This is a genomic window from Haloplanus salinarum, from assembly GCF_009762275.1.
Classification (GTDB): domain Archaea; phylum Halobacteriota; class Halobacteria; order Halobacteriales; family Haloferacaceae; genus Haloplanus; species Haloplanus salinarum.
Genome location: NZ_CP034345.1, coordinates 330,338 through 357,175 on the forward strand (window position 1 = coordinate 330,338; position 26,838 = coordinate 357,175).

Genomic DNA, 26,838 nt, shown 5'->3' on the forward strand with positions numbered 1-26,838 from the left:
GCCCCCGCGTGAACACATCGATAGCGGTGTGTGTCCTGCAGCGCGAACGGGGGTGGACCGACCGTGGTCAGGACGGATCGACACGAGCGCCGTCTCTAGTCGGTCGGAGGGCAGGCCCACCACCGTGATTCAGCCCCCAACGCGATCGGAATCCGACGTCGCCGGGTTCCGTCGATGGCGGGTCCGTGGCGTCGAAAACACATCGATAGAGGTGTGTGACGTGCGTCCGACGCGGAGGAGCGTCGTCCCGTCGTGAGTCGACCTCGGTATCGGAGTGTGAGTTGGTACCACTCATCCGATACACATCGATAGAGGGGTGTCCCCCCGTTGCGCAACCGAGTGGGAGTCCGCACTCAGGTTTCGCTTCGGATCTGTGCGTTCACGACCGATTCGACTTCCTCGGACGAGACCATATCGATCCGGGAATCTTCGCGAAGCGTTTCGAGGATCGTCTCCGGGCGTTCCCCGAACTGAAACTCGAGGAACATGCCCGAACTCGGACCGTGACTCCGCCGTTCGAAATCGACGAGCGAGTACGTCGTCAGTTCTTTCATCTTGTTGACGTAGGTCTCCTGGTAGTACTGATCGGCGTCGATGGATTCGGTGAGGAACTGATAGACGCGGTAGCCGGTCGTGCTCCGGGCGGAGCCGTCCGCGGTTTCGGCGGCGACGGCGGCCGTCGCGTACAGACAGAGTTCCTTCTGGGTGCTGATGCCGCGGACCACCTCGAGGACGCGGTTCTTTTCGACCTTGTCCTGGGCTTGGCGCACGTGTTCCTCGCGAACGCGTTCGTCGCCCTCGCGTTCGGCGAGTTCGCCGGCGACGCGCATCAGATCGATCGCCTTCCGAGCGTCGCCGTGGGTCTGGGCCGCGAACGCCGCGGCGAGTGGAATCACGTCGTCGTCCAAGACGTTCTCGTGAAACGCGTCCCGTCGGCGCCGGAGTATCGCCTGGAGTTGGTTCGCGTCGTAGTCGTCGAAGTGGACGTCCTCCGGCGTGAACGAACTCAGGGCTCGACTCCCGACGGACTCCATCATCCGCGCGTCGTTGGAGATGGCGACGACGGAGATGTACGCGGCGAGTTCGTCGTTGGCACCCGCCCGCGAGAGTTGGTACAGCAACCGCGAAAACGCGGGATCCTGTTTGTCCCGACGCCCCACGAGCATGTCGAGTTCGTCGAGGACGAACACGACGGAGTCGAAGTTCTCGTTGACGATGCGGTAGAGTTCGTCCCACTTCTCCTTCGTCGCGACGCCGTGTTTCGGGACGTCGACATCGACGCCCGCCTCGTCCGCGGCCTGACTCGCGAGTTCGTAGACGGCGACGCCGAGGGTGTCGAGATCCTGGCAGTTGACTTCGATCGTGCCGAATTTAATGTCATGCGTCTCACAGATCCGGCTGATGTTGTTACAGACGGCCTTGGTGATGAGCGACTTCCCGGTCCCCGACGGCCCGTACAGAAAGAGGTTCGGCGGTCGGTTGTCGCCCAGGGCGACCCGGAGCATCTTCGTCACCTCCTGGAGCTGTTCGTCGCGGCCGACGATCCGGTCCTCCTCGACCACGTAGTTCGGATCGAGCAGCGATCGGTCCCGGATCAGGCCCTCCTGCTCGTCGAATTCGAGCAGCATCTCCTCGATGGAACGGGATGCCTGCTCGGAATCGGCCTGCTCGGACTGCGGGTGGCCGTCGGTGGCGCCGTCCGTCGACCCGTCGTCCTCCGAAGGCCCGCCGGCGGAACTCGACGGGAGATCGGCCTGCGTCGTCGGCTCGTCCTCCGGAGCCCTCGGGTCGGTTCGGGACTCGTCGGAGTCGTCGGAACCCATGCCGGACAACAGACCGCCCGGCATTAAAAAAAGTTCTCCCACCTCTATCGGTCGTGTTAACTTTGGCATCGATTCCACCAGACAGCGAGGGCTTGGAGCCACGATTCTGCTGTCGTCGGCTCCACGTGGCTAAACGTATTTGAAAACGAAGAGGTTCGTCGTTTTATCTCACGAAATAGACGTTCGACGGCATTCCGATTGCCATGGCGTTCGTATCTGCAATCGAGGCCGTGTCGATCGAGGGCAGTTTGGAGCCATTGAGCATCGTCGACGAGAAACACGGCGGTTTCGACATCGTGTTTCTCGCGTAATTCGCTCAGGAAGATTTCGGTTAAACCAGTCGTATACGTGCTAAAAAGCCGTATGTGAAGGAATGTGTTTGTTTCAGGATCGATGGCGGCGTACAGCCAGTATTGCTGATCGTTGATTCGAATCACGGTTTCGTCAAGCGCAACCTGATTCGGGCTCGCACCGCCTTCGGGCTGTAGATCGGCCTTCTGCACCCAGTTGTGGACGGCCGTTCGAGAGCGTTCGACACCCAACCTTTCAAGAATCGAGATGGTATTCGAAAGTGATAGTCCAGCCACGTGCATCTGAATACCGAGCCGCATCGCGAACTCGGGTGTCCGCTGACGCTCCACAAAATCTAATTCGATCCAGTCGCTACAGTCGCTGAGGCGTGTGATTTCGGGCATAGACACTCAGAAATCAGCACGCCTCACTCTTCACGCTTAACTTGACACGACTCCTCTATCGAAGTGTGATCCGTCGAGTTAGTCGCCCAAAGTCGGAGATACGGAGATTCAGATCGTGAATAGCGTCCTACCAGGGTAGCGAGCGACGAAGTGTTTGGCGCAGTGTCCGGCGCCGTGTTCGGTCCCCCGTTGGAGACACACCCCTCTATCGATGTGTTCCGGACATCGAGGGGAGGGGAATACGAACGGAGAAACCGGAGGGGCGCGTTGGCATCGAGCACGGACAACCGTCTCGAAGCTTCAGACAGTCGAAATCGGTGGGATCGGAGACAGCGGATCACGCACACGTCCGGACGGGACGACGAGAGCAGAACACGGCGGGTCGGAACACATCGAACACATCGATAGAGGGGTGTGTCCCCACATCGTCGTCTCCGATCGATATCGTGACGCTCCGTATCGACTCCCCCCGCGTCTCGGCTTCCCGCACGGATACACATCGATAGCGGTGTCTCGTGGACGGTCCCCGTTCCGTTCGTCCGCCGTATCACGTCGTTGGAGGCGGGCAACTACTCCTTCGGCCCCGTCGACTCGACCGTCGGTTCCCCACACGCCGGGCAGTGCTCGTGTTCGCTGTCGAACGGCTCGTCACACTCGGAACACCGGTACCTCTCGGTACGACTCGCCGCGTTCGTCGCCGTCCGCTTGAACTCCTCGACATTCTATCCGAGGAGGCCCTGACGGCGACCGAGGTCCACGGGCGCCTCGAGGACCGCGGCGTCGACCGGACGGAGAACACGGTCCGCCATCACATCAACGAGCTCCGGGACGCTGGCCTCGTCGACGTCGTTCGCTTCGAGGAAGGGCGCGGTGGCACCACGAAGTACTACCACGCGAACACGATCGTCCTCTCGTACTCGCTCCCCGATTCGGCCGACGCCGCCGTCGAGGAGATGACCGACGCTATCCAGCCCCGGATCACGGACGCACTCACCACGCTCACGGACGAGTACGACGATGCGATCGAGGGGGTCGTCGCGGACATGCAGCCCTGTGAGCACTGCCGGACCCAGAAATACGAGACGTACGTCCTCCTGACTATCCTGCGGCGTGCGTTCGTCCGTTCGCACCGACGCTGAGAACTCACCAACTACTGCCCCCTGGCGATCCATCCGGCGGAAACCGACCGAAGAAACGTGGATTCGACGATCGGACGCCAACCGTTTTCCCCGCTCTTCCCGACTCAGGGAACGGGACCACGACATCGTGTCCGCCGGTCCGGTGGGAACTCCATGCAATCGGCACAACTCCTCGAGCTCGCCCGGCTTCTCGAACAGTACGTCAGCCTCGGCGTCTTCCTGGTTGCGGCTGCCCTCGGCGCGGTCAGCTATCGCGCGTGGCGCCGCGAACGTGACCCGCGAATGCGGATCGTTGCAGTGGGGTACGGCCTCTTCGGCCTCTACGGGCTCGTCGTGTTCCTCGAATACCTCCTGCTCCCGTACTTCCCCTACGCGACCCTCGAACTGCTCGAACACGCCAGTGCGCTACTCATACTAGGCGGCCTGCTGACGTTCTTCGTCGCCCTCGGCAAACGGTGAGCGATGTCGGAGCCTGATCTGGAGCTGGCGTCCCGCCGGGCGATCTACCAGTACGTCGCCAACAATCCGGGTGTTCACTTCCGCCGGCTCCTCGACGAACTCGAGTACGCGCAGGGGACGCTCCAGTACCAGCTCCGGTGGCTCGTCGACGAAGGGCTCGTAGAGGTGTCCGACGACGGCCAGTACACCCGCTACTACCCGGCCGCCGAGTTCGACGAGGCCGACCGGACCGTAATGAACGCCCTCCGGCGCGAGTACAGCCGTCGGATCCTCGCCCATCTCCTCGCGGACGGGCCGCTCACGACGAGCGAACTGAGCGAGCGGCTGGACAAAGCCCGGTCGACCGTCTCGTGGCATCTGTCGAAGCTCTTCGATGCCGGGCTCGTCACGAAAGAGCGGGACGGTCGGTGCGTCATCTACGAAGTCATCGATGCGGACCGCGTCACGTACCTCTACACGATACACCGGCAGTCGTTCACGGACCGCGTCGTCGACCGGCTGTTGGATCTCTGGGAGGGTTACTGAGCGGACCGCCCGACCGTGACCGTTCCACGGAGCACGACCAGCCGCAACAGGAGCACGTACACGAGAAACATGATCGTCGGCCCGAGGAGCGGGACGACGAGACCCGCCAGGTCGGTGCCGACGGCGGCCGCATGAACCGTAGCGAACACGAACCCGCCGTAGGCGAACGCGTGAACGACTCGGGGTCCCCACGGCTGGTCGAACCGCGTCGCCTCCGTGAATCCACGAACGGCGACGACGAGCAGTAGGAGTGCTCCGACGCCGACGGCCACCCCTCCGAGGAAGTACGACAGCGGGTACGCCGGCGCCGGAGCCTGCCCGGTGACGATGAACAAGGTGTCGAGGAGTCCCACGCCGGCGTGGAGGAGGGTGACGAGCATCGCAAACACCGAGAGTTCGACGTGAACGCGTTGGGACGCTCGCTGAAGAATCCCGAACGGTTCGATACTGTAGAGGATCCCGGTGAGCACCGCGAGATACAGCGCCGGATACGCGATCAGGGCAGCGCCGCGGTCGAGGAGCCAGACGAGTTCGGACATCAGGAGGCCCCCGTCGTCGCGACGACGTCCGGACAGCCGTCCGCGTCCTGAAAGCCGTTGTCCGTTTCGGGCCGCGTCGGACACCGGTCCCGGGCGTCGGGGATGCCGTCCCCGTCGTAGTCGTCGGGCGCCTGACGCGTCGCGACCGTCCGGTCGACGAGCGTTGCCTGTTTCTGTTCGGTCGCCCCTGTCGCCCGGACGTCCCCGATCTGCCAGAGCACGGGCACGGAGACGAGCAACACGAGGAGTGCGGCGACCGTGATGCGTTGTTTACGTGTCCAGGACATGGGTGTCGAAGCCGTCGGTCGTGTGGAAAACCCCGTCGTGAACGATGAGCGCCTCGAGTCCATCCCAGTCGTCGGCGAGTGCGTTGGCCTCGTCGAGCGGGAGTGCGGCGAGCGTCGTCGCGAGTGCGTCCGCTTCCATACAGTCCCGTTCGGCGAGGACGGTCACCGATTCGTGTCGGGAACCGAGCCGTCCGGTCGCGGGATCGTAGATGTGGTCGGTGCCGGCACGCTCGCGACGATAGGTTCCGGAGGTGGCAACGGCCCACTCCGTCTCGAGGGTCTTGAGCGGCTTCGCGTCGCCGTATGGACTTTCGACGGCGACCGGTCCGACTGGGGGCGACATATCGCCACCGCCGCTGACGAACCCACGTCGGCCGAGTCCGGCGAGCGTCTCCGCCGCTCGATCCACGATGTAGCCCTTGGCGAGCCCGTTGAGATCGAGGGGGACGTCGGTGCTGACGTGGTGGCCGCTGATACTGACCGTCCCGGTATCGAACGTTTCCGGGACGGTGTCGTCGTCGCCTCGTAGATACGCCTTGAGGGACTGCTCGACGCGACCCTGGTGAATGTCGAAGACGTGATCGGTTCGGTCGTAGTATTCGAGCCCCCGATGCACGAGGCGAGCGACGTGTTCGTTCTCGACTGCTCCGTGGCTGTTGAGTCGACAGACTGCGCTGTCGGCGTCGAACGCGTTCAACTGGTGTTCGAGCGCCGTGACAGTGCGCCGGGCGGCGTCCGCCGCAGCGGCGGCGCGAACCCCCTTCACGTCGACGCGAAACGACGTGTCACAACTCCGGAACTCACGGTGCGTGGCTCCTACTCGTTCGTACGCTGTTTCGAGCGTCGCCATTATCCGCACTCACCCCGCCTCGTCTTTTTCGTCGTCGTCTTCTTCGTCGTCTCCGTACTCCTCGCCTTCGTACTCCTCGCCTTCGTACTCCTCGCCTTCGTACTCCTCGCCTTCGTACTCCTCGCCTTCGTACTCCTCGCCTTCGTACTCCTCGCCTTCGTGCTCCTCCTCTTCGTGCTCTTCGCTCTCGTGGTCCTCGACGTCCCCTGACTGTGTCCGCACGGCGGGCGTAAAGCCCTGATTGGGTGTGGGAGCGTCGGCACCGGCCTGTGGTGATCCGCTCGTGTCGTCGCCGACCGGCTCGGACGGCTGTCCGAGCCCGAGGCCAGGGAACGCGAGTCCCCCAGCGACGAGCGTGGTTAGCAGTGCGCCGACGAGGGTGAACGCGACGAGTCGGTCGTTCGGAACGGGAAGACGCATTCGTGATCGACCGGAGACAGGCGGTAGTAAAGGCCGTTCGCGTCCAGCCATCGAATCGTCGTACGGTCGTCGAATAGTCCGGTTGGTCGAGTCCGGCCACGCTCCCGGAGTCACCGTCCCGTCGCTCGAGCGCGACGAAGATCGTACGCACCCGACCCCGCCGGGATGACACTCGACCGTCACGAGTCCCGAATACTCCATCCACCCCTCACATACCGCCCCGCACACGTCCGGGGGTTCGGTGGCAAACCTCTTTGTACCGAGATGGTTTTATGGTAAACAACCTATGCATCGGTATTCCGCGGCGGGCTACCGGCAGCACCGGTGGCGAACTCGAACCGACACCCAGCGAACCACTCGCCGTCTCCGTGTCGTCGAATGATGGGCGCTTCCTCGGCCGTCGTCGATTCGTCGACGGTGTTGCTCGTCGGATCGGACGACTGGCTCGGGCGATTCGCCGCCAGGCTCGAGACACGGACGCAAGCGACCGTGTATACCGTCGGGACCGAGACGGAGGCGCTCGACATCGTCCGAGAGGGGACCACGGACTGTCTCGTCACCGAGTACGCGCTCGAGGGTTCGACCGGCCTCGATCTCCTTCGGGCGGTTCGCGAGGAAACGACCGCGCTACCGGTCCTACTCGGTACCGCTGCCGGGAGTGAGACCATCGCGGGCGAGGCCATCGAAGCCGGTGTCACCGATTATATCGCACTCACGGAACCGGTCGAGGGGATGATCGACGAACTCGTCGACCGAACTGAGCGCGCCATCCGCTCCGCTCGGCGGTCGGCCACCCAACGGGAGCGGGCCAGGCAGTTCGACGCGATATTCGACGATTCGCGGACAGCGACGTGGGTTCTCGATCCGGAGGGCGCACTCGTTCGCGTGAACGAGACAGCCCGGGAGATGATCGATGCAGACGTCGAATCGATCGTTGGCGAACCCTTCGGGACGCTTCCGTGGTGGGCCGCGCCCGATGCAACGAACCCGGACGTCCAACAGATGGTGGCGAACGCACGCGATGGCAGATTCGGCAATGCGGTCGTCGCACAGCCGCCACACCTCGCAGACCCACGCGTCGTCGACCTCTCCGTGCGCCCGGTCGAGAACGAACGTGGAGCGCTCGTTTCGATCGTCGTCGAAGGCGTCGATATCACCGAACGTGTCGACCTCGAACGCGACCTCCGTCGATCGGAGGAGCTCCATCGTGTGACGCTGAACAATATGACCGATACGGTTCTCATCACGAACGAGGACGGCGAGTACACCTACGTCTGTCCCAACGTTCACTTCATCTTCGGCTACACGGCCGACGAAATTCACGAACAGGGGACGATCGACGACCTCCTTGGAGCTGACCTCTTCGACCGTGACGAACTCGCGACGGATGGCGTTCTCAAGAACATCGAGACGACCGCGACGGACAAGGCGGGTCGCGAGCACACGCTCCTAGTCAACGTTCGCGAAGTCTCGATTCAAGACGGGACGCTCCTGTTTAGCTGCCGGGATATCACGAAACGCAAGCAACGCGAAGAGGCGCTCGCGACCCTCCAAGAGACGGCCCGAGATTTCCTGTACGCTGAAACCCATCCGGAGATCGCCCAACATGTCGTCGACGACACGTCCGGTGTCCTCGATCTGGATGCGAGTGCCGTCTATCTCTTCGATGCCGATGCCAACGACCTCCGGCCGACGGCACACTCGGCCACGATGAGGGAACTCAACGGACCGCTTCCGACCGTCCCTGCCGACGGGGAAACGCTTCCGAGTTACAGTTTCGTCGAGGACGAAGTGTTATTCTTCGACGATGTCCACGAATCGGACCGGCTCGAAAACCGGGCGACCGACCTTCGTAGTGTAGCCTACATTCCACTGGGAAACCACGGCGTGTTCGTCGCTGGCTCGAACCGGGTTGGCGTCTTCGACGACGTAACCCGGGAGCTGGCCGATCTGCTGGCTGCAACCGCCGAAGCCGCGCTCGACCGCGTCACACGGGAGTCCCAACTTCGCGAACAGGATCGAACGCTCCAGCAGCAAAACGAACAGCTCACCGCCCTGAATCGGACCAACGAGACGATCCGTGAGATAGATCAGGCGCTCGTCCAGGCCGAAACCCGGGAGGAGATCGATCATACGGTCTGTGAGCTGTTGACCGCCGACGACCGGTTCGGGTTCGCCTGGATCGGCACGGTCGACCCGGCGACCGAAACCGTCGAACCACGGGCCTGGGCTGGCGCCGAAGATGGCTATCTGGATAGTCAGTCGTTTGCCGTCGACGGAGCGGATGCGGAGCCGGCCGGCCAAACCGCGGCCACCGGCGACGTGACGATGGTGACGAACGTCGCTGCCGGGCTCCGTGACAACCAGTGGCGCAAGGATGCGCTCGCTCGTGACTACCTCTCCGTACTGAGCATTCCCCTCGTCTACAACGAACTCACACACGGTGTGCTGACGGTCTACGCGCCGACCCAGGATGCCTTCGACGACACGACGGAGGCCGTCCTGGCCGAACTCGGCGAAACGATCGCGTCCGCGCTCAGTGCCATCGAGCGAAAGAACGCACTGCTCACGACGTCGATGACGCGGGTCGAGTTCGCCGTCGACGATCCGGCGTTCGTCCTCTCACGGCTCGCGCGGGACGCGGGATGTACGCTCTCGTATCAGGGAGGGGTCCAGCAATCGACGGAGGGGAGCTACGTGTTCGTCACCGTCGAAGGCGCCCCGCTAGAGGACGCCGTCGAAGCCGCCTCGCAGCTCGTTGCTATCGACGACGTCCAGACGATCAGTCCCGGGGACGACGGCGGTGTTTTGCGACTCCGGCTCACACAGCCGTTTCTCGCCCTGGAGCTGGCCGATCACGGTGCCGTGTTCCGCGAAGCGACCGCCGATCCGACCACGACGACGCTCGTCGTCGATATCCCGGACAGTATCGACGTCCGAACGATCACGCAACTCGTCCGGGAGACGTTCTCCGGCGTCGAAATCCGTGCCAAACGGACGCTCGATCAGACTGCTGCACGCGACCTCTATTCGCGGGTCCTCGACAAGCTCACCGAGCGACAGCTCGAGGTGATCCAAACCGCCTACTACAGCGGGTACTTCGAGTCACCGCGCGAGAGCACCGGTGAAGATGTCGCCGCGACCTTGGGTATCTCTCCCCCCGCCTTCTATACGCACGCTCGGACCGTCCAGCGCAAACTGTTTGCGACGCTCTTCGAAGAGCACAACCGGCCCGTCGCCGCTTCGACCGAGATGGTTGAATAACGAACTCCTTTTTCTCAAAGCGGTTCGGTGACAAACAGCCGAATATTCCCTTATACACTTATTATCCGTAACCAGAGTGCCCCGGTCCGCGTGTCGGCACTCGTGAACTCACATGACAGACATCGACCCCAAATCCGACGAGGAAACCCCGTACGAGTGCTTCGACTGTGGAAATATCATCGTCGCGGAGACCAGCCCCGGCCAGTGTCCCGACTGTGGCGGACCGATGCGAAATCGTCGAATCCCGATCGAGTGACTATGGCCTCACAAACCGATAGTGCCCACGACGAGCTCGAAGAGCCGACCGAGTCGGGATCGACGCTCGACACGGCCCGTCGCCAGCTGCACCACGCTGCCAACCATCTCGATATCGACCCGAACGTCGTCGAACGACTCGAACACCCCAAGAAGGTTCACGAGGTAACGATTCCCATCGAGCGGGACGACGGAACGGTCGAGGTGTTCACGGGCTATCGGGCCCAACACGACAGTGTCAGGGGGCCGTACAAAGGCGGGCTTCGGTACCACCCCGACGTGACCAGGGACGAGAGCGTCGGCCTCGGCATGTGGATGACCTGGAAATGCGCCGTCATGGATCTGCCCTTCGGCGGGGCCAAAGGCGGTGTCGCTGTCAACCCGAAGGAACTGAGTTCGGCGGAAAAGGAACGACTCACCCGCCGATTCGCGCAAGAACTCCGTGACGTCATCGGCCCCAAGCAGGATATTCCCGCCCCCGACATGGGAACGGATCCACAGACGATGGCGTGGCTGATGGACGCGTACTCGATGCAGGAAGGTGAGACGACGCCGGGTGTCGTCACCGGCAAGCCGCCGGTCGTCGGCGGCAGTAAAGGGCGCGAAGAGGCCCCTGGTCGGAGTGTCGCCATCGTCACGCGGTTGGTCTGTGAGTACTACGACCGTCAGCTCGCGGAGACGACGGTCGCCGTCCAGGGCTACGGGAGCGTCGGGGCGAACGCTGCCCGGTTGCTCGACGACTGGGGAGCGACCGTCGTCGCGATCAGCGACGTGAACGGGGCGATGTACGATCCGGCGGGAATCGATACGGCCTCTGTCCCGTCACACGACGAGGAACCGGAAGCCGTCACCACGTATGCGAACACGGTGATTTCGAACGACGAGTTGCTCACGCTCGACGTCGACGTCCTCGTTCCCGCAGCGCTGGGTAATGTGATCACCGAGCGGAACGCGGATTCGATCGCCGCGCAGTTCGTCGTCGAAGGCGCGAACGGCCCCATAACCTCGCCGGCGGATTCGATCCTCGCAGAGCGGGACGTCGCCGTAATTCCCGATATCCTCGCCAACGCCGGCGGTGTCACCGTGAGCTATTTCGAGTGGCTTCAGGACATCAATCGGCGGGCCTGGTCGCTCGAACGGGTGAACGACGAACTCGAAACGGAGATCCAGACCGCGTGGCGGGCCGTCAAGACGGAGTTCGAACGCCGCGACGTCACCTGGCGGGATGCAGCCTACATCGTGGCACTCTCGCGCATCGCCGAGGCTCACGACGCCCGGGGGCTTTGGCCATAGGCATGACCCTTCCCCCCACCGAGCGGACCCGAGAGCCGGCTACGCCGCTCGAACGTGGGGCCTTACGACTGTTTCGCCTGTCGTCGCTCGGCGGACGCGTGATCGTCACCGGGTTCCTGGGATATCTCGTCCTTGGCACCGTCTGTCACTGGACGTCTATGACCCCGGATTTAGGGTCATGAGTTTCGACGACCCCGTTTTCACCGTTCTCGGTGTGTCCGTCGGGGTCGTCGTTTGTCTCATCTCCGGGTCTCTGACGGTGTCGACTCGTCTTTTCGGAGGGACGAACGGGCGAGTTTCGTCATACTCCCGAGTTCGATTGCGTTCGGATTCGGTGCTGCGACGCTGCGAGTGACTGCCGGTCCTGCTCGGACGTGTCTCGCCGAACTACTCCGACTGTAGCGAACTCGCTGGCTGACGGCGCTCGCCATCGGGGGAACACGACTGTTTTCCGCATCGACCGGGGTACGAGTCGGCCGCTCTGCTTTCTCCCCCGGGAGACTGCCTCGTTCGGTGAACCGGCTACCGTCGCTCCATCCCAGTCGAGGGCAACAGTCGGGACTACCCCGGAAGCGATGCGGCACAGTGGCGTGCCGTTTTGGGACGCCACCACCGACAGCAACACGTCGGTCGCCTCCGCGACTGGACAGTCTTCGACCGGGAACTCCGAGTTAACCAACAAACTCGTATTGCCTCGATACCGTCGGTCAATACTCGCCGATCTCGGTGAGGACGGCCACGCGCGCCTCCCGAGTTCCGGTGGTCTTTCGTCGGATCCCAGTGCGATCCCAGCCGAGCGGTGACAAAGAACGCTTGGAACCAGTTTTCGTCGGTGCTCGGTTTGGCGTCGTTGAAAGTATTTAGAAACTAGCAAGTTTGATATTTTAGACTATGAGGAATACGTTCGGACGCGCTCCGATCTTCGTCGCGTCCGTACTCGAATCGGCGTCCGAAGCGGTGGCAGGCCGCCTGAAAACAGGGTTCCCGACCGACGAGATAGCTCGCGTCGCCGACGGGACGGTTCTCGCGGGGTTCGCAGCGGAATATCTCGGCCAATGCCCCCGTTCTCGTCGGAAACCGGCGGAGCTGGTGGGACGATTGATGTCGGACTCGACAGTGCTCCATACCCAAATTATAAAAAACAGATATTGTTTTCGAAAGTGGTAGTTTGGCAAGTTGGGGACGGACACCGAACGTCATCGCTGGTCCGGGTGTCGACCCCCGCTCCAGAAACCCTTATTCGAACAGCTGCTATCGTCGCTGAGGCGGTCGAACGAGAGCGTGAACCGCTCGACCTTTTGACCGCCTCGTTCCGCATCGCAACGCCACCACGACACACGAACGACGCTGTTATACTGCGAACAGTTGGATCAGTAGTTCAGATACACCGTCTTGGAGATGGTGTAGAAGTCGAGTCCGGCGTCGCCCTGCTCCCGGTACGTCTCGCTGGAGGAGTCTTTCATTCCACCGAACGGGACGTGGAGTTCGAGTCCGGTCGTCTTCTCGTTGATTTTCACCACGCCGGATTCGGAGTCCTCGACGAAACTGTGCGCCTCCGAGAGGTCCTGGGTCACGATACTGGCCGAGAGGCCGTACGGGACGCCGTTCGCGACGGATACCGCCTCGCCGTAGCTACTCACCGGAATGACCGAAAGCACCGGGCCGAAGATCTCCTCCTGTGCGATTCGCATGTCCTGCTCGACGCCCGAGAAGACCGTCGGCTCGACGAAGAAGCCGTCCCCGGCGTCGACCTCCTCGCCGCCCGTCTCCAGGGTCGCGCCCTCGTCGATCCCGACATCGACGTATTCAAGCGTGCTTTCGAGTTCGCTTTGGCTGGCCTGTGGACCCATGTCGGCCCCGTCCAGCCCCGGGCCGATCGTGATCGACTCGGCCGCTTCGACGACCCCCGCCACGAACTCGTCGTAGCAGTCCTCGTGGACGATGGCGCGGGAGGTGGCCGTACACGCTTGTCCCGTGACGCCGAACGCCCCTCCAGCGGCGATATCCACCGCGTCGTCGACGTCGGCGCTGTCCATCACGACGACGGGGTTCTTCCCCCCCATCTCCAGTTGCACGCGCTTGTTGGTCTCTTTGGCCTGGTCACCGACGGTTTCGCCGACGGCCGCGCTCCCGGTGAAGGAGACGGCGTCGACGGCGTCATGAGTCGAGAGCGTCTTCCCGACCGTGCTCCCGGGGCCGGTCACGAGGTTGAGGGCACCGTCCGCGAGACCGGCCTCGTCCAAGCACTCGACGAGTTTCCGGGCGATGTTCGGGGTGAGCGACGCCGGTTTGAACACGACCGTGGTCCCGGTCGCGAGCGCCGGGGCGATCTTCCACGCCGGGATGGCGATGGGGTAGTTCCACGGCGTGATGAGCCCGGCAACACCGATCGGTTCGTCGACCGTGTAGAGCGTCGTATCCCGGCTGCTGGACGATTTGACGTCGCCACCCAGGTCGCTGGCCTTCGCACCGTAGTACGCGAAGATGTCGATAGCGCGCTGGACCTCCCCGGCCGCTTCGGGGCGTGCCTTCCCCTCCTCACGAACGAGCGTTTCGGTCAGTTCGTCCTTCCGAGCGTCGAGCTTCCCCGCCACCTTCCGCAGGACTGCGCCGCGCTCCGGAGCGGGGGTGTCCGCCCACGTCTCGGTTGCCGCTGCCGCAGCTTCCACCGCGCGCTCGGCGTCCGTTTCGCCGGACTGTTGGAACACCCCCACCAAGTCGTTGCGGTCTGCCGGATTCCGGCTCTCGAACGTCTCGCCCGTCTCCGATTCGGTCCACTCGCCGTCGATGTAATTTCGATATTGTTCGCTCATCGAACCGACCAAGACGATCCGTATAAGAGAAGCTTTTGATGTACTGATTCCACCGGAACCAACAAGACCCTCCGGTGTCCACGCCGATGTATGCAGTACTACTGTGTCAGCGAGGGCGGCGAGCCGCGGCTCATCGCTCGTGACGGGGACGAAGCGTACGACCTGACTGCGGCCCGCGAGCGTGTGACCTCCTTCGACGACCTCGCACACGTCGCCGATATCGCCACCGAAACCGTCGACGAGGTCGCCGCTCGCCTCGTCGACGAGGCGGAGCCAGTCGACATCCCGGACGAGACGAACGCGGCCGTTCCGGTGGCCGTCGACGAGGTGTGGGCCGCCGGCGTCACGTACGAAATAAGCGAAAAGGCCCGCGAGGCGGAGAGCGGGATGCCGGAGATGTACCTAGACGTCTACGATGCTGACCGACCGGAGCTGTTCTTCAAGGCGACGCGGGACCGCGTCGTCGGCCCCGGTGAGGCGGTCGGGGTCCGTGAGGACTCGGAGTGGAACGTCCCCGAACCCGAACTCGGGATCGTCCTCCACCATGGCGACATCACCGGCTACACCATCGGAAACGACGTGAGCAGCCGGTCGATAGAGGGCGCGAACCCGCTCTACCTCCCTCAAGCGAAGGTCTACGACAGGTCCTGTTCGCTCGGTCCCTGCGTCGTCAGCGCCGAGTCCGTGGACGATCCCCACGACCTCGCGATGCGGATGACGATCGAGCGGGACGGCGAGCAGCGTTACGAGGGCGAAACCGCCACCAGCGAGATGGTCCGCTCCTGCGAGGAACTCGTCTCCTTCCTCACCAGGCACAATACCGTCCCAGAGACCGCAGTGTTGTTGACGGGGACGTCGCTGGTACCGGAGGAAGGCTTCACTCTCGAGCCCGGTGACCGGATCGACATCGACATCGAGGGAATCGGGCGCCTCTCGAACACGGTCACGAGAGTCTGACTGGCCGCCGGACAGCGGAGCTGATTCGGACGCGCACGGCGGACGGGACACACCGAACCTGCCGCCGTGCGTCCTCGTTCCCGGCCCGCTCCACGTCACTCCTCGGCGTCGGCCCGGAACTCGAATCTCGTTCCGTTCCCGAGAGTGGTACCGCCGTTGACCGCCTCCACGTGGAGTGTGACGTCTTTCGTCCGGCCGCACCCGTCGTTGACATTGACCTCCCACTCGTCGCCGACTGCGACGCGCCCCTCCTTCGAACGTCGAAGGAACTGCTCGAACGACTCGGCACGGAGCGCGTCCCCGACGTCGTCACTCCCGGGCGAATAGCGGATCCGGATCCCGTCGGCATCGGTCATACTGCCACCGACGGGGGCGACTGACAAAACCCCTCCTCCGGGGTCCCGCTGGGTGATCACGACTCGCGCCCCCGTTGACGCGACGGGGTGGCGTTCTTCACCCACGCATCGTGAGGTTAATTATTTACGAACGCATAAGATCACTGTATATGTGCCGACCGACCGGATCGTAGCGAGATACAGAATCGAGACTCCGGTTTCTCTCGACGAGGCGACGGAAGCGATGGTTAGTGAACAGTCGACGGGGACGTTCACGGACGTACCGCTGGAAACCGAAGCCCTCCGAAGGCGACACGCGGCGGCCGTCGAGGACGTCACCGTACTCGGGGAGTCGGACCGGGCGACGCTCCCAGGCGCGGTGACGCCGAGTCCCCGCGGCGAGAAGGGGACGTACACGCGAGCGGAAGTAGCGGTCTCTATCCCGCTCGAAAACGTCGGGCATTCCATCCAGAACCTTCTGACAGCCGTCGGCGGGAACCTTTTCGAACTGCGCCATTTTTCGGGGATCCGGTTGGTCGACCTCGACGTTCCTGCACCCCTGGCGGCGGCGTACCCCGGTCCACAGTTTGGGGTCGAGGGCACGCGGCGTGTCGTCGACGTCTGGGATCGGCCGCTCATCGGGACGATCGTGAAACCCAGTGTCGGGCTGTCTCCCGAGGAAACGGGTGACTTGGTTCGGGAACTCGTCGATGCGGGTATCGATTTCGTCAAAGACGACGAGTTGATCAGCGACCCGCCGTACTCGCGAGTCGCCGACAGAGTCACGGCGGTTATGGCTGCCATCGACGAGCACGAGGCGACGACCGGGAAGGAGGTGATGTACGCCTGCAATATCACCGGCGACGTGGATGAGATGCTGGAACGGGCCGATACCGTAGCCGAAGCGGGCGGAAACTGTCTCATGGTGAGCATGAACAGCGTCGGTCTCTCGGGGTTGACGAAACTACGACGGGAGGTCGACCTACCGATCCACGCCCACCGGAACGGCTGGGGTGCCCTCTCTCGGTGCCCGCAACTCGGATTCGACTATCGTGCCTATCACAAGTTCTTCAGACTCGCCGGGGCCGATCACATCCACGTCAACGGCATCCGGAACAAGTTCGCCGAATCCGACGAGTCAGTCGTCGAAAACGCACGGGCAGTGCAGTCCCCGATCGCTAGCGAGGACGATATCGCGATGCCGGTGTTCTCTTCGGGTCAGTGGGCCGGCCAAGCACCGGAGACGTATCGGGCGCTCGGAAACACCGACCTGTTGCATCTCGCCGGGGGTGGCATACTGGGTCACCCCGACGGTCCGGCGGCCGGCGTCGCTCATCTCAGACAGGGATGGGACGCCGCGATAGCGGGCGTCTCGCTCGAAGAATACGCGGCGGACCACGAGGAACTCCGCGTCGCCCTCGACCACTACGGAGGGTCCGATGGCTGAGCCGGACCTGCTCCTGGCGTTCTACGGGGACGATATCACCGGATCGACGGACGCGTTGGAGGGATTGGCGCGGAACGGCATTCCGAGCGTCCTGTTCGTTACAGTTGTTCGAGGCGAAAGCCCACGGCTTTAGCCGTGGGATGAAGCCGACACGGTGGGGGGACAATCCACGGCCCACCAGCCAGCCGGGAGTTGTGTCCCGAATCGTTAAGTTTGGCCCTCCCGTACTGTGTTGTGACGGCGTTCCCCGGTTGTGGCACGGGGTCTTCGACCCCAACGGACGCTTCGCGTCCACAGCCCGCCGGGTAAGAAAGCCGAACCCAGTCCACGGCGTAACACGCGAGGTGACGCGACCCGTGGTACCCAGTTGGCTGAATACCCGACCGTGGAGGCCCGAACCGGTATTCGGGCCGTCGAAGCGCCCGGCGCGTCCGGGTGGGAAGGCCCGTTTGGCCGGGCTGTACGCGCTGGAAAGCACGTTCGGGGTCGTAATCGAACGGCCACCGTCGAACGCCCCACGCGAAAGCGTACTTGAGGGCCGAGGAAACGCGCAACCTTGAACTCCCCTTCGGGGAATCCCACGGCTTCAGCCGTGGGAGGAGGTCAAAAGGTCTGTTCTACGTTCGACTCCTCGCCGGAGGTGGGAAGCATCGGGAAGGCGATCGATATCGGTCAGTCGGTGTACGACTCCCCGTTCGTGCCCGTCTCACAGGGGACGACTTCGCCACATGGCCGGTACGTCGTCTTCGGGAACCTCTTCGCTGAACAGGGCGGGAAGCCCTACCGCCTCGACCGACATCCGACGATGCGTGCGCACCCGCGGACCCCGATGCACGAGAGCGACATCCGCCGCCACCTCGGCGAACAGACCTCGCGTCCCGTCGGCCTCGTCGACATCCGGTACGTCGATAGCCGCGAGGATGTCGCCTCGTCGCTCGAGCGAACCGTCAGCCGGGGGGACGAGATAGTCGTCTTCGACGCCCTCGATACGGGCCACTTGGAAACGATCGGCAGCGTGCTCTGGTCGGCGGCAACCGAACGACAGGGCGTCCTATTCTGTGTGGGCTCCTCCGGCCTGGAACACCACGCGCTGCCGGCACACTGGGAGAGAACCGGCGAGATTGACACGGACGACGAATGTTTGAAACATCGACCCCCAGCTGATCCGATCCTCGTCGTGTCGGGGAGCGTAGCGCCGACCACCGCGTCCCAGGTGGAGCGCGCAGCGGCGGAGGGATTCGAGACGATACGGCTCGATACGCCCCGGCTGATCGACCCGGCCGAACGGGACGCCGAACGGCGGGCTGTCGTCCACGATACGGTCTCAGTCCTGGAATCGGGGACCGACGTCGTCCTCTATACGGCGAAGGGGCCGGACGACCCGGCGATCGAGCGAACCCGTCGTCGGTTCGAAGAACTCGGCCCCCCGGGCGTCCTCGGCGACCGTCTCGGTCACCAGCAGGGGCTCATCGTCAGGGAGATCCTCCGGAAAGTCGGTCTGGAACGTGCCTGTGTGGCGGGCGGTGACACGAGCGGCGCGGTCATCTCGGCGCTCGATATCACGGCGCTCGAAGCGATCGCGGTCGCGGCTCCGGGGGCCCCGATCTGTCGCGCGGTCGCCGACAGGTCCTTCGCGGACGGGCTGGAGATCGCGTTCAAGGGCGGTCAGACCGGAGGGGACGACTACTTCGGCGTCGTCAAATCCGGTGGTGTCCCCCTCGATTGATCTACGGTCGTCACCCGGCTGTTCCCGATGGATGCAGGACGGAATACGCCGGGGAGGGCGAGCGCGGCGCGCCATCACGTCGTCCTCGGCGGCTCGAGGAGTCGGGCCTCACTCAAGCACCGCGTGGACGACATCCGGGTCGAACTCCTCCCCGGGGATCTGTTCGCGGATCGCGGTCTCGGCTCTCGCGACCGGGTACGAGTGCGTGTTGATGGATTCGATGTCGTCGGAGCGTCGTTTCAGGATCGCCATCGCTCGCTCGACGTTCAGCGCCTGTCCGCGGCCGCCGAGGAGCGTGATCTCGTCCACGACGAGGCGGTCGGTATCGATAGGGACCTCGTCGCCGATGAGGCCGGGGAGAACGACACGACCCCGTGGTCGGACGATGTCGATGGCGAGCGACAGGGCCGGCGCCGCTGGGGCGGTCACGACCACCAGGTCGGGACCACCCCCAGTCAGGTCCCTCGTGCGCTCCGGGGTGTCTTCCGCGTCGCTGTACAGCGTGTTCGTGGCACCCAGCTCTGCTCCCAGTTCGAGGCGGTCGTCGTCCGACGGGAGTCCCAGCAGGATGACCGGGTCGGCCCCCGCCTCGTCCGCAACAACGGTTGTCGCCAACCCCTGGGCACCGGGGCCGACGATCGCCACGCTGTCGCCGGGTGAGAGCCGACCTTTCGTGAGCGCCCACCGGACGCCGTTCCCGACGACCGACCCGAGACATCCCGCCCTCGACGATACGCCATCGGGGAGGGTGTGGACTCGGGTGTTCGGATGAAGGTACATGTACTCGCCGTAGCCGCCCCAGAGGTGTGGCGGTTCGTCAGCGGATATCGACACCCCATAACACCGGTCCCGGTCACACATATGGTAGTTTCCTGTCTGACAGTGCTGACACTCGTAACACGGAATGTATGGTTCTGGCATCACCCGCTCACCGATCTCGACGCCCCAGCTGTCCAACGTCTCCCCGGCTCCGTCGACGATCCGACCCGCGACCTCGTGTCCGAGTACGAGCGGTAGCGATTCGAAGTGGCTTTCTCCGCGGTACAGGCCGACGTCCGTTCCACAGACGGACGTCGCTTCGACCCTGAGGAGGGCACCGTCACCGACATCAGGTATCGGGAACTCCCGTGGTTCCAGGCGTCCCTCGCCGGCCAGTACCATCGACGTGGTCGCGTCCGATGGCGCCATACGATAGTCATATCGACGCTCGGAAATTAAATCCAGCGTGCGCCGGAGTCGCTGGCCGTCGCCACCATCACTTATACTTGCCCACACCCGGGTGTCTATCCCATGACGGAGGAGCGCCTTCTGAGCGACGAGGTCGCGATAGTCACCGGTGGAGCGAGCGGAAACGGCAGAGCAGTCGCCCTCGAGTTCGCCCGGCGTGGCGCAGACGTGGTCGTCGCCGACATCACCGACACGCCACGTGGCGGGGGACAGCCCACCCATCGCCGGATCCGCGAGGAGACTGACTCCGACGCGCTGTCAGTCCGCTGTGACGTGACCGACGTCGACGACCTCTCCGACGCCGTCGGCGCCGCCGAGGATTTCGGCGGGGTCACCGTCATGGTGAACAACGCAGGGATAACCGAGAGCAGACCGTTTCTCGAGACGACCGAGGCGGAATACGACCACCTGACCGACGTCAACCTCAAAGGGGTCTTTTTCGGGTCGCAGGCGGCCGCGACGTCGATGGTCAGGGGCGACCGTTCCGGGTCGATAATCAATATATCGAGCACCTCCGGAGTCCGCGGGCGCGGTGACGGGGTTGCGTACTGCGCGGCGAAAGGCGGTGTGACGACGATGACGATGGCGTTGGCCGACGCACTGGCCCCAACATCCGCGTCAACGCCGTTCTACCGGATTTGACCGAGACGGAGATGGCGGCCACGGACCTCGGTATGGTGGGAACGGAGTCGGGCGAGGAGTACGTCGACCGGAACATCCCGTTGAACCGGGCCGGGCGACCCGAGGATGTCGCGAACGCCGCGGTGTATCTGGCGAGTGACATGGCATCGTACGTGACCGGGCACTCGCTGACCGTCGATGGCGGAGTCACGGCGACGAAGTGAACGCTGAGGTCCAGACCGGGACCTATCGCACCAACGGCACGGCCCGACGTCCGTTCCCGGCGGCCCACGGGGGGCGTGGGTGGACACTCAGTACCCCAGCCCGAGGGCCCGGTTCCCGACAAGTAGTCCGAGAGCGACACCGAGCAGAGCGACTAGCGCCCCGAACGACACCGCCCAGCCGAAGAGGTCGGCGAGGGTGCCCACGACGACCGAGCCCCACGCCGCGACGAGCATGTAGGCCGTCCGAATCACCCCGAACCCGGAGCTCTGTTCCGACTGGGAGAGGTGATCCATGAATCGCGGGAAGACGGCTGCCGACCATCCCATTCCCATCCCGAGCGACAGGAGACCGGCGACGACGAGTTCGATTCCCGTGCCGAACACGAGCGTTGTCAGACCGGCGATACCGGTGACCATACACAGTGCCGTCCCGATATCGCGACCGAAGTAATCCGCGACGCTGCCGACACCGACCTGTAGTATCCCGTGGGCGACGAAGTACAGGGCGAACAGCGTACTCGCCGTCGTTCGGGAGTAGCCGTGGTACTGGACGAAAAACGTCGGGAGAAACGATGCCAGCGCCTGCCACGTGAAATCCGAGATGGCGGCGATGATCGCGGTGAACGCGACCGTGGGTCGGGACAGTAGCGAAACGATCGGACCGAGGGCAAACCGCTCGCGCATCGGCTGGTCGGGACGTCGCGGTTGGACCGAGCGGACTCGCCACCAGAACAGCCCGCCGACGAGCGCGGCGGGACCCGCGAACAGACCGAGGGCCCCCCGCCACCCGTGGGCCCCAGCGACCCACGTGATGGCCAGCGGGGTCACGAGCCCCGCGGCCGGTCCGCCGGCGTTGTGCAGCCCGATCGCCGTGCCGATGTCGTCGTAGGTCCGGGTGATGAGTCCCGTCGCGACGCTGTAGTGGAGGCCCGCAGCCGCCCCGAGGAACACCGTCCCGAGGACGAAAACGCCAAACACCGGCGCAGCCCCAATCAGGAGCACGGTGGCCCCAGTCCCGACGACCGACACGAGGATGACGACGGGTTCGCCGAACCGGTCGGCAAGCACACCACTGGGAAACTGGACGAGCGCGTAGGTAACCCACATGGCCGTCAGCGCCCCACCGATCGCGGCGTTCGAGATACCCAGGTCCGCCGAGATATCCGGGATGATCGGACTTAGTGCTAGTCTCCCGGTCATCGTGATAAAAAAGGCTGCCGTACAAAGCGTCAGCACCGTCTCCGAGTAACGCCAACGCATCCGATATCGACCAACAGCCGGAAGGTGAAAAAAGGCCTCCGTCTCGTAGCGAGTGACCCCGCCAGCCGGGAGTCTCAGGTCTGCGTGCCGCTGCGCGACACCCCTTCTACCAGTCGTGCCGAACAGGGCATCGTACCATATTTTGGAGTAGCGGAACTCGCCGACGGCTACGGGGACGCGAAACGCGAGGGGTACGGGTTCGTCGCGGGCAACTCGACACACCCCGACATCGTGATCGGCCTCGTCAGCGGCGCGACCGGCGACTCCGACGTCGTGCTCTCTCCAATCGTGAACGGCCGAGTACGTCGGCGGCGGCGACCTCAGGGCGGGGATAACGGTCGTCGATTCCCACCTCCGGGCGCTGAGCGAGACCGGCGATATCCCGGCGACCAACACCGGCGAGAAGCCCACTCACCGGGTCGACCGTCCATCCGGCGATGGCGCCTCCAGGGTGGCGTAGAACCGCGTGACACCGGTGAGCACCGGGTAGGTCCACTCGGGGTCCTGATAGAGGTACTGACAGAGGTCGTGCCCGTCGGCACCGGACAGTGGGAACCCCCGGTGGAGCTCCGTCTGACGCGCCCGAGTGACTTCCTCAAGTCGGTCCTCGATATCACTCTGGCGTCGAGCCCTTGGCGGCCAGTCAAGCGAATCGAGCGTTTCGATCAGCGTCGCCCGGTGGGTCGCGATCGCGTCACGTTCCCCATCGAGATGGTCACGAATCGTCTCGCGTCGGTCGGCCGCGCTATCGACCGCATTCATGAGCGTCGCCTTGTACAGGTCGGTGAACGACTGGCTCGTCCCGGGCCCGAGCCCCACGGCTACCTCCGGGGAGAGCTCCGCCGCGGCGAACTCCTCGAGGGCCTCGCCGTACACCTCGCTGTAGTGGTCGACACTCATGACCGTCTCGCGGAAGGCCACGCGTACGCGGTCGAGTGACTTCGTGGACCGTTGTTCCGGCGCGGCCACGAGCGTCGATCCCGTTGAGCAGCGCGACGGTGTGACGGTCTCGACGTCGGCAACGCGGTCGCGAAACCGGACGAACGCCCGCCGCTCGGCCTCGACTTCTTCGCGTTCCGCCTCGATGATCCCTCCGGTCCTGGAGAGCGGTTCCAAGACGTGCTCCCGGAGCATTGCGCTAACCGGCCCGGGTAGCTCCCGTGTCGGAGCCATCACCGTGTGATACGTTCTCATGAGACATAGGTGTTACCCATGGGTTCACGCCGACAGGCGGACCTCCTCGACCGAACGTCCGGCCACCAGGATCGACGGCGACCGGATGTCATACGGATTATTGTAACTGTTCACCGGTGGTTCGCCAGGACAGTCCGGCGAACCACCGGTACTGACTTCCAATGAACAGTATCAGTCCTCCAGTTGCTCGCGGGCGCGTCGCAGCGCCATGACGGTTTCATCGCGGTCGTGGGTGACCTCCTCGGGGCTACGGTCGTAGTCGTAGAACCCGGCGCCGTCGTGGATACCGCCCCGTCCTTCGTCGAGGTACTCATCGAACAGGTGACTCGCCTCGTCGTCGTCGGCGAGGTGCGGGCTCAGGTTATCCAGCACCGTCCGGACGAGGTCGAGCCCCGCGATGTCGATGGTCTCGAAGGGACCGATCGCTGCGGTCCGGAGTGCGTAGCCGTCTCGGATGGCGCGGTCGATGTCCTCGAAGGAGGTGACACCCTCCTCGACGAGGTGGAGGCTCTCGCGGAAGATGGCCATCTGGATGCGGTTCCAGACGAATCCCGGGACGTCGCGTTCGACCATGACGGGTTTCCTGTCGACGGCGTCGAGGAAGCCCTTGACACGATCGACCGTCTCGTCGGTCGTCTCCTCGCCCCGGACGACCTCCACCGACGGGAGCAGGTACGGCGGGTACCACCAGTGACACCCCACGACACGCCCGGCGTGTTCAGGGATCGCGTCCGCGATGTCCGTTATCGGGATGCCCGACGTGTTCGAGGCCAGGACCGCAGTGTCGGGGGCGTGTTCGGCGACCTCCCGGTAGGTGTCCTGTTTGATCGACAGGTCCTCCGGAACCGACTCTAGGACCAGGTCGGCGTCAGCGACCCCGGTCGCCACGTCCGTCGTGAACTCGATTCCCTCCACCACGGCGTCGGGGTCGCGGTCGGTCTCGCCCTCGGCCCGGAGAAAGGAGACCACCTCGTGGATCCGTTCGGTCGCGTCGTCCAGGTTCGACTCTCGGTGGTCGATTAGCGTCACCGTCTGCCCTTTCACCGCGAACAGCGTCGCGAACCCGTGGCCCATGTCACCGGCACCGATAACCGCGACTGTGTGTTGTGCTGTCATCCGTCGGAAAAGCGTTCGACCAGACGCGTTATTATTTTTTCCCCAACCCCGGATGTCACCGCTCGTCGGGTGCGTCGCAGTGGCACGGGCAGGCGACCCAACTACGCTTCGAGGAGTTCCACGACGTTGCCGTCCGGGTCGAACACGTAGGCGACCTTCGCTCCGTTCGAGAGCCGCTGTGGCGGGCTGAGGAACTCGACGGTCCCGTTCAGGTCGTCGTGTACCGCCTCGATGTCGGGGACCTCAAGACAGACGTGAGCCGCACCGACGTCGTTGTTTTCGACGCCCTCGTTGGCGTCGCCACCTGGCGGGGCCGCGTACTCCAGCAACTCGACCGCCCCCCCGCCCGCGTCGAGGAACGCGATGTCCACGTCGACACCCTCGACGCCGACGAACGTACTGAACTCCTCGCTCGCGAATGAGAGGCGCTCGCTCACCGCCAACCCGAGCGAGTCCCGGTAGAAGTCGAGCGATTCCTCCATATCCGATACGGTAACACCGTAGTGGTGTAACTCCCCGATCATCGTCCGTTACGGGGTGTGTTCGTCGGTATCCGGCTTGATGTTTGTGGTCCCGGACCTGGCGGTGCTCGCCCTGGGAATCCGAGTCGCGGGAGGCGAGAGGGAGTCCGTGACGGTGCCGTGTCGGCACCGCGCTTCACCCGACCCCCGCGGTGGCGGACGAAATTATTTATATCTATCAGCATAATTACCCCTGACGATGGAGCTATCTGCCGACCAGGGCGAGTCACCCGTCGAGACGGATGGTCGCGAGGAAATACTTGCCGCGGGTCAACACCTCGGACACATCGTTGAGTCGACGTACGGGCCCTACGGGATGGACAAGTTACTCGTCGACGCCGTCGGCGACATGTCGGCGACAAATAGCGGGAGCAGGATCCTCGAGATGGTGGAGGTCACCGACCCTGTCGCCCGGATGGTGCTGGAGGCGTGCACGCCGGCCGGGGAGGGTGGCGACGGATCGACGTTCAGCGTGCTGCTGGCGGTGGAACTCCTCGACGAGGCGACGGAACTTATCGACCGGGGGGTCTCTCCCGTGACGGTCGCCGACGGGTACGTCCGGGCAAGGGACCGTGCAGCGGCCGCGCTCGAAGAGGTGTCGGTGGACGTCTCGCCGGAACGCGAGGAGCGATACGCGATAGCCAAAACGGCGACGGCTGGGCGGTTCACGGAACTCGACAGGGAACACCTCCGGCGCGTGGTCCTCGACGTCGTGGACGTGCTCCGGCCCGAAGACGTTTCGACCGAAGCGCTGGCTTTCGAGGAAGATATCAGACTCGGGATCGACAGCTCCCGCACCGTCCGCGGCGCGGTCGTCCGCAGCGAGGTCGTCGGGGAGGCCGCCCCGGACACGGTCCGCGACGCATCGGTGCTGCTTCTGGAGGAGGGAGTGGTGCCGGTACGCGACAGGGGCGACGACGAACGACTACTCACCGTCGACGACCCGGACGACTACGAGGCGTTCCTCGAGTACGACCGCGAGACGGTCGTCGACCGTGCCCAGCAGGTCATCGATCTGGGTGCCGACGTCGTGGTGAGCACGGGACACCTCCACGAATACGCCACCGACCACCTGAATAGGGCGGGCGTACTCGCGGTCCACGAGCTCCGGAACGAGCAACTCGATCGGATCCAGCGAGCGGTCGGGGGGGAGACGACGGTCTCCACGGCGATTCCCGGGACCGCTCTCGGAGGGGCGGGGCAGGTCACCGTCTCCGAGATCGGTTCCGGGACGCGCCCGGCCGTCGTGTTCGGCGACTGTGACTCCACCAAGATCGCCACTGTCATCGTCAACGGCGGGACGACCCGTGTCACCGCGGAAGCCCGACGAACCATCGCCCAGGGCGTCGCCGCGGTCGCCGCGACGTACACCGACCCCCGAGTGGTTCCCGGAGGGGGGGCCGCCGAACTCGAGGCAGCTAGGCGGGTCGAGGCGGAGGCCGAGGGCGGCGTGGGATCGATGGCGGTCCGGGCCTACGCCGACGCGCTGACGGCCCCCGTCGCCACGCTGGCCGCGAACGCAGGGTACGACCCGATCGATGTCCTCGCGACGCTGCGAGCGCACCACGACGACGGCGCAGTCGACGCGGGGGTCGACGTCGAGACCGGGGGCACGATGCGCGCTTACGAGATGGGGGTGATCGAACCGGTCCGCTCGAAACGGCGAGCGATCCGCCGGGCCACCGACATCGTGACGACACTTCTCCGGATCGACGGGATACTCCCGATGACGGGCGGTGATGTCATGGATACCCTGGGAGCCAAGGAGGCAGCGGACGCCGACCCCGGGGACCGGCCCGACCTCTCGTCGGGAAGCAAGGGCGGACTCGGACTCGGGTGACTCGGGAC

23 protein-coding genes and 1 pseudogene are annotated in these 26,838 nt (G+C 64.4%); 11 read left to right on the top strand and 13 right to left on the bottom strand.

The features are described 5' to 3' along the window. Positions 1-353 precede the first annotated feature (353 nt). Complete coding sequence (locus EI982_RS02880; RefSeq protein WP_157688050.1) at positions 354-1,823, bottom strand: orc1/cdc6 family replication initiation protein; 1,470 nt, start codon at positions 1,821-1,823, stop codon at positions 354-356. A gap of 56 nt (positions 1,824-1,879) precedes the next feature. Beyond that, the gene (locus EI982_RS02885; RefSeq protein ID WP_157688051.1) at positions 1,880-2,518 is read right to left on the bottom strand and encodes an IS6 family transposase; all 639 of its coding nucleotides are present in this window, start codon (positions 2,516-2,518) and stop codon (positions 1,880-1,882) included. Between the two features lie 620 nt (positions 2,519-3,138). On the opposite strand from EI982_RS02885, the gene EI982_RS02890 reads away from it, so the two are divergent. The 3 genes from EI982_RS02890 (at position 3,139) to EI982_RS02900 (ending at position 4,641) form a co-directional block, all read left to right on the top strand. Further along, complete coding sequence (locus EI982_RS02890) at positions 3,139-3,657, top strand: ArsR/SmtB family transcription factor (RefSeq protein WP_233255274.1); 519 nt, start codon at positions 3,139-3,141, stop codon at positions 3,655-3,657. Positions 3,658-3,810: 153 nt separating this feature from the next. Continuing rightward, positions 3,811-4,116, top strand: a complete 306-nt coding sequence (locus EI982_RS02895; protein WP_157688052.1) for a hypothetical protein — start codon at positions 3,811-3,813, stop codon at positions 4,114-4,116. Positions 4,117-4,119: 3 nt separating this feature from the next. Then, positions 4,120-4,641: a winged helix-turn-helix transcriptional regulator gene (locus EI982_RS02900; protein ID WP_157688053.1), complete on the top strand. Its 522-nt coding sequence runs from the start codon at positions 4,120-4,122 to the stop codon at positions 4,639-4,641. Here the strand turns inward: EI982_RS02900 and EI982_RS02905 are convergent. Genes EI982_RS02905 through EI982_RS02920 form a run of 4 tightly spaced genes read right to left on the bottom strand, consistent with a single transcriptional unit; the run spans position 4,635 to position 6,737 of the window. Then, positions 4,635-5,180 carry a DUF8596 domain-containing protein gene (locus EI982_RS02905; protein WP_157688054.1) on the bottom strand — a complete coding sequence of 182 codons (546 nt, stop codon included), beginning with the start codon at positions 5,178-5,180 and terminating at the stop codon, positions 4,635-4,637. The genes EI982_RS02900 and EI982_RS02905 overlap by 7 nt on opposite strands. After that, positions 5,180-5,467, bottom strand: coding sequence for a hypothetical protein (locus tag EI982_RS02910; RefSeq protein WP_157688055.1), 288 nt, complete (start codon positions 5,465-5,467; stop codon positions 5,180-5,182). Before EI982_RS02910 ends, EI982_RS02905 begins: the two co-directional genes overlap by 1 nt. Continuing rightward, positions 5,451-6,317, bottom strand: coding sequence for an FAD:protein FMN transferase (locus EI982_RS02915; protein WP_157688056.1), 867 nt, complete (start codon positions 6,315-6,317; stop codon positions 5,451-5,453). Before EI982_RS02915 ends, EI982_RS02910 begins: the two co-directional genes overlap by 17 nt. A 9-nt stretch (positions 6,318-6,326) precedes the next feature. Continuing rightward, complete coding sequence (locus EI982_RS02920; RefSeq protein ID WP_157688057.1) at positions 6,327-6,737, bottom strand: hypothetical protein; 411 nt, start codon at positions 6,735-6,737, stop codon at positions 6,327-6,329. 381 nt (positions 6,738-7,118) lie between these two features. Here EI982_RS02920 and EI982_RS02925 point away from each other — a divergent pair, with 381 nt between their 5' ends. The 3 genes from EI982_RS02925 (at position 7,119) to gdhB (ending at position 11,549) form a co-directional block, all read left to right on the top strand. After that, a complete protein-coding gene (locus EI982_RS02925) occupies positions 7,119-10,001 on the top strand; it encodes a bacterio-opsin activator domain-containing protein (RefSeq protein ID WP_157688058.1) in 2,883 nt (960 codons plus the stop codon). A gap of 112 nt (positions 10,002-10,113) precedes the next feature. Next, a complete protein-coding gene (locus EI982_RS02930) occupies positions 10,114-10,257 on the top strand; it encodes a rubrerythrin-like domain-containing protein (RefSeq protein ID WP_157688059.1) in 144 nt (47 codons plus the stop codon). Between the two features lie 2 nt (positions 10,258-10,259). Continuing rightward, a complete protein-coding gene (gene gdhB / locus EI982_RS02935) occupies positions 10,260-11,549 on the top strand; it encodes a glutamate dehydrogenase GdhB (protein ID WP_157688060.1) in 1,290 nt (429 codons plus the stop codon). A 1,370-nt stretch (positions 11,550-12,919) separates the two neighbouring features. Here the strand turns inward: gdhB and xacF are convergent. Continuing rightward, the gene (gene xacF, locus EI982_RS02940; RefSeq protein WP_157688061.1) at positions 12,920-14,362 is read right to left on the bottom strand and encodes a 2,5-dioxovalerate dehydrogenase; all 1,443 of its coding nucleotides are present in this window, start codon (positions 14,360-14,362) and stop codon (positions 12,920-12,922) included. A gap of 90 nt (positions 14,363-14,452) precedes the next feature. Between xacF and EI982_RS02945 the strand changes: the two genes are divergently transcribed. Next, positions 14,453-15,319, top strand: coding sequence for a fumarylacetoacetate hydrolase family protein (locus tag EI982_RS02945; protein WP_157688062.1), 867 nt, complete (start codon positions 14,453-14,455; stop codon positions 15,317-15,319). A 95-nt stretch (positions 15,320-15,414) separates the two neighbouring features. Here the strand turns inward: EI982_RS02945 and EI982_RS02950 are convergent, their stop codons facing one another. Next, positions 15,415-15,675: a DUF7968 family protein gene (locus EI982_RS02950; RefSeq protein WP_157688063.1), complete on the bottom strand. Its 261-nt coding sequence runs from the start codon at positions 15,673-15,675 to the stop codon at positions 15,415-15,417. A gap of 52 nt (positions 15,676-15,727) precedes the next feature. Between EI982_RS02950 and EI982_RS02955 the strand changes: the two genes are divergently transcribed. Further along, complete coding sequence (locus tag EI982_RS02955; protein WP_199243709.1) at positions 15,728-17,101, top strand: ribulose-bisphosphate carboxylase large subunit family protein; 1,374 nt, start codon at positions 15,728-15,730, stop codon at positions 17,099-17,101. Between the two features lie 592 nt (positions 17,102-17,693). Continuing rightward, a complete protein-coding gene (locus EI982_RS02960) occupies positions 17,694-18,827 on the top strand; it encodes a four-carbon acid sugar kinase family protein (RefSeq protein ID WP_199243710.1) in 1,134 nt (377 codons plus the stop codon). 108 nt (positions 18,828-18,935) lie between these two features. Here EI982_RS02960 and EI982_RS02965 read toward each other — a convergent pair whose 3' ends face one another. Beyond that, on the bottom strand, positions 18,936-20,015 hold the full coding sequence (locus EI982_RS02965; RefSeq protein ID WP_157688065.1) for a zinc-dependent alcohol dehydrogenase: 1,080 nt from the start codon (positions 20,013-20,015) through the stop codon (positions 18,936-18,938). 102 nt (positions 20,016-20,117) lie between these two features. On the opposite strand from EI982_RS02965, the pseudogene EI982_RS02970 reads away from it, so the two are divergent. After that, positions 20,118-20,899 (top strand): annotated as a pseudogene (locus tag EI982_RS02970) (SDR family oxidoreductase). 87 nt (positions 20,900-20,986) lie between these two features. Here EI982_RS02970 and EI982_RS02975 read toward each other — a convergent pair. The 4 genes from EI982_RS02975 to EI982_RS02990 form a co-directional block, all read right to left on the bottom strand. After that, a complete protein-coding gene (locus EI982_RS02975; protein WP_157688066.1) occupies positions 20,987-22,159 on the bottom strand; it encodes an MFS transporter in 1,173 nt (390 codons plus the stop codon). A 411-nt stretch (positions 22,160-22,570) separates the two neighbouring features. Further along, the gene (locus EI982_RS02980) at positions 22,571-23,332 is read right to left on the bottom strand and encodes a DUF7260 family protein (RefSeq protein WP_157688067.1); all 762 of its coding nucleotides are present in this window, start codon (positions 23,330-23,332) and stop codon (positions 22,571-22,573) included. 192 nt (positions 23,333-23,524) lie between these two features. After that, positions 23,525-24,469, bottom strand: a complete 945-nt coding sequence (locus EI982_RS02985; protein ID WP_157688068.1) for a 3-hydroxyacyl-CoA dehydrogenase family protein — start codon at positions 24,467-24,469, stop codon at positions 23,525-23,527. A 101-nt stretch (positions 24,470-24,570) separates the two neighbouring features. Beyond that, positions 24,571-24,951, bottom strand: coding sequence for a VOC family protein (locus EI982_RS02990; protein ID WP_157688069.1), 381 nt, complete (start codon positions 24,949-24,951; stop codon positions 24,571-24,573). Between the two features lie 238 nt (positions 24,952-25,189). Between EI982_RS02990 and EI982_RS02995 the strand changes: the two genes are divergently transcribed. Beyond that, the gene (locus tag EI982_RS02995; RefSeq protein WP_157688070.1) at positions 25,190-26,830 is read left to right on the top strand and encodes a TCP-1/cpn60 chaperonin family protein; all 1,641 of its coding nucleotides are present in this window, start codon (positions 25,190-25,192) and stop codon (positions 26,828-26,830) included. Positions 26,831-26,838: the final 8 nt, after the last annotated feature.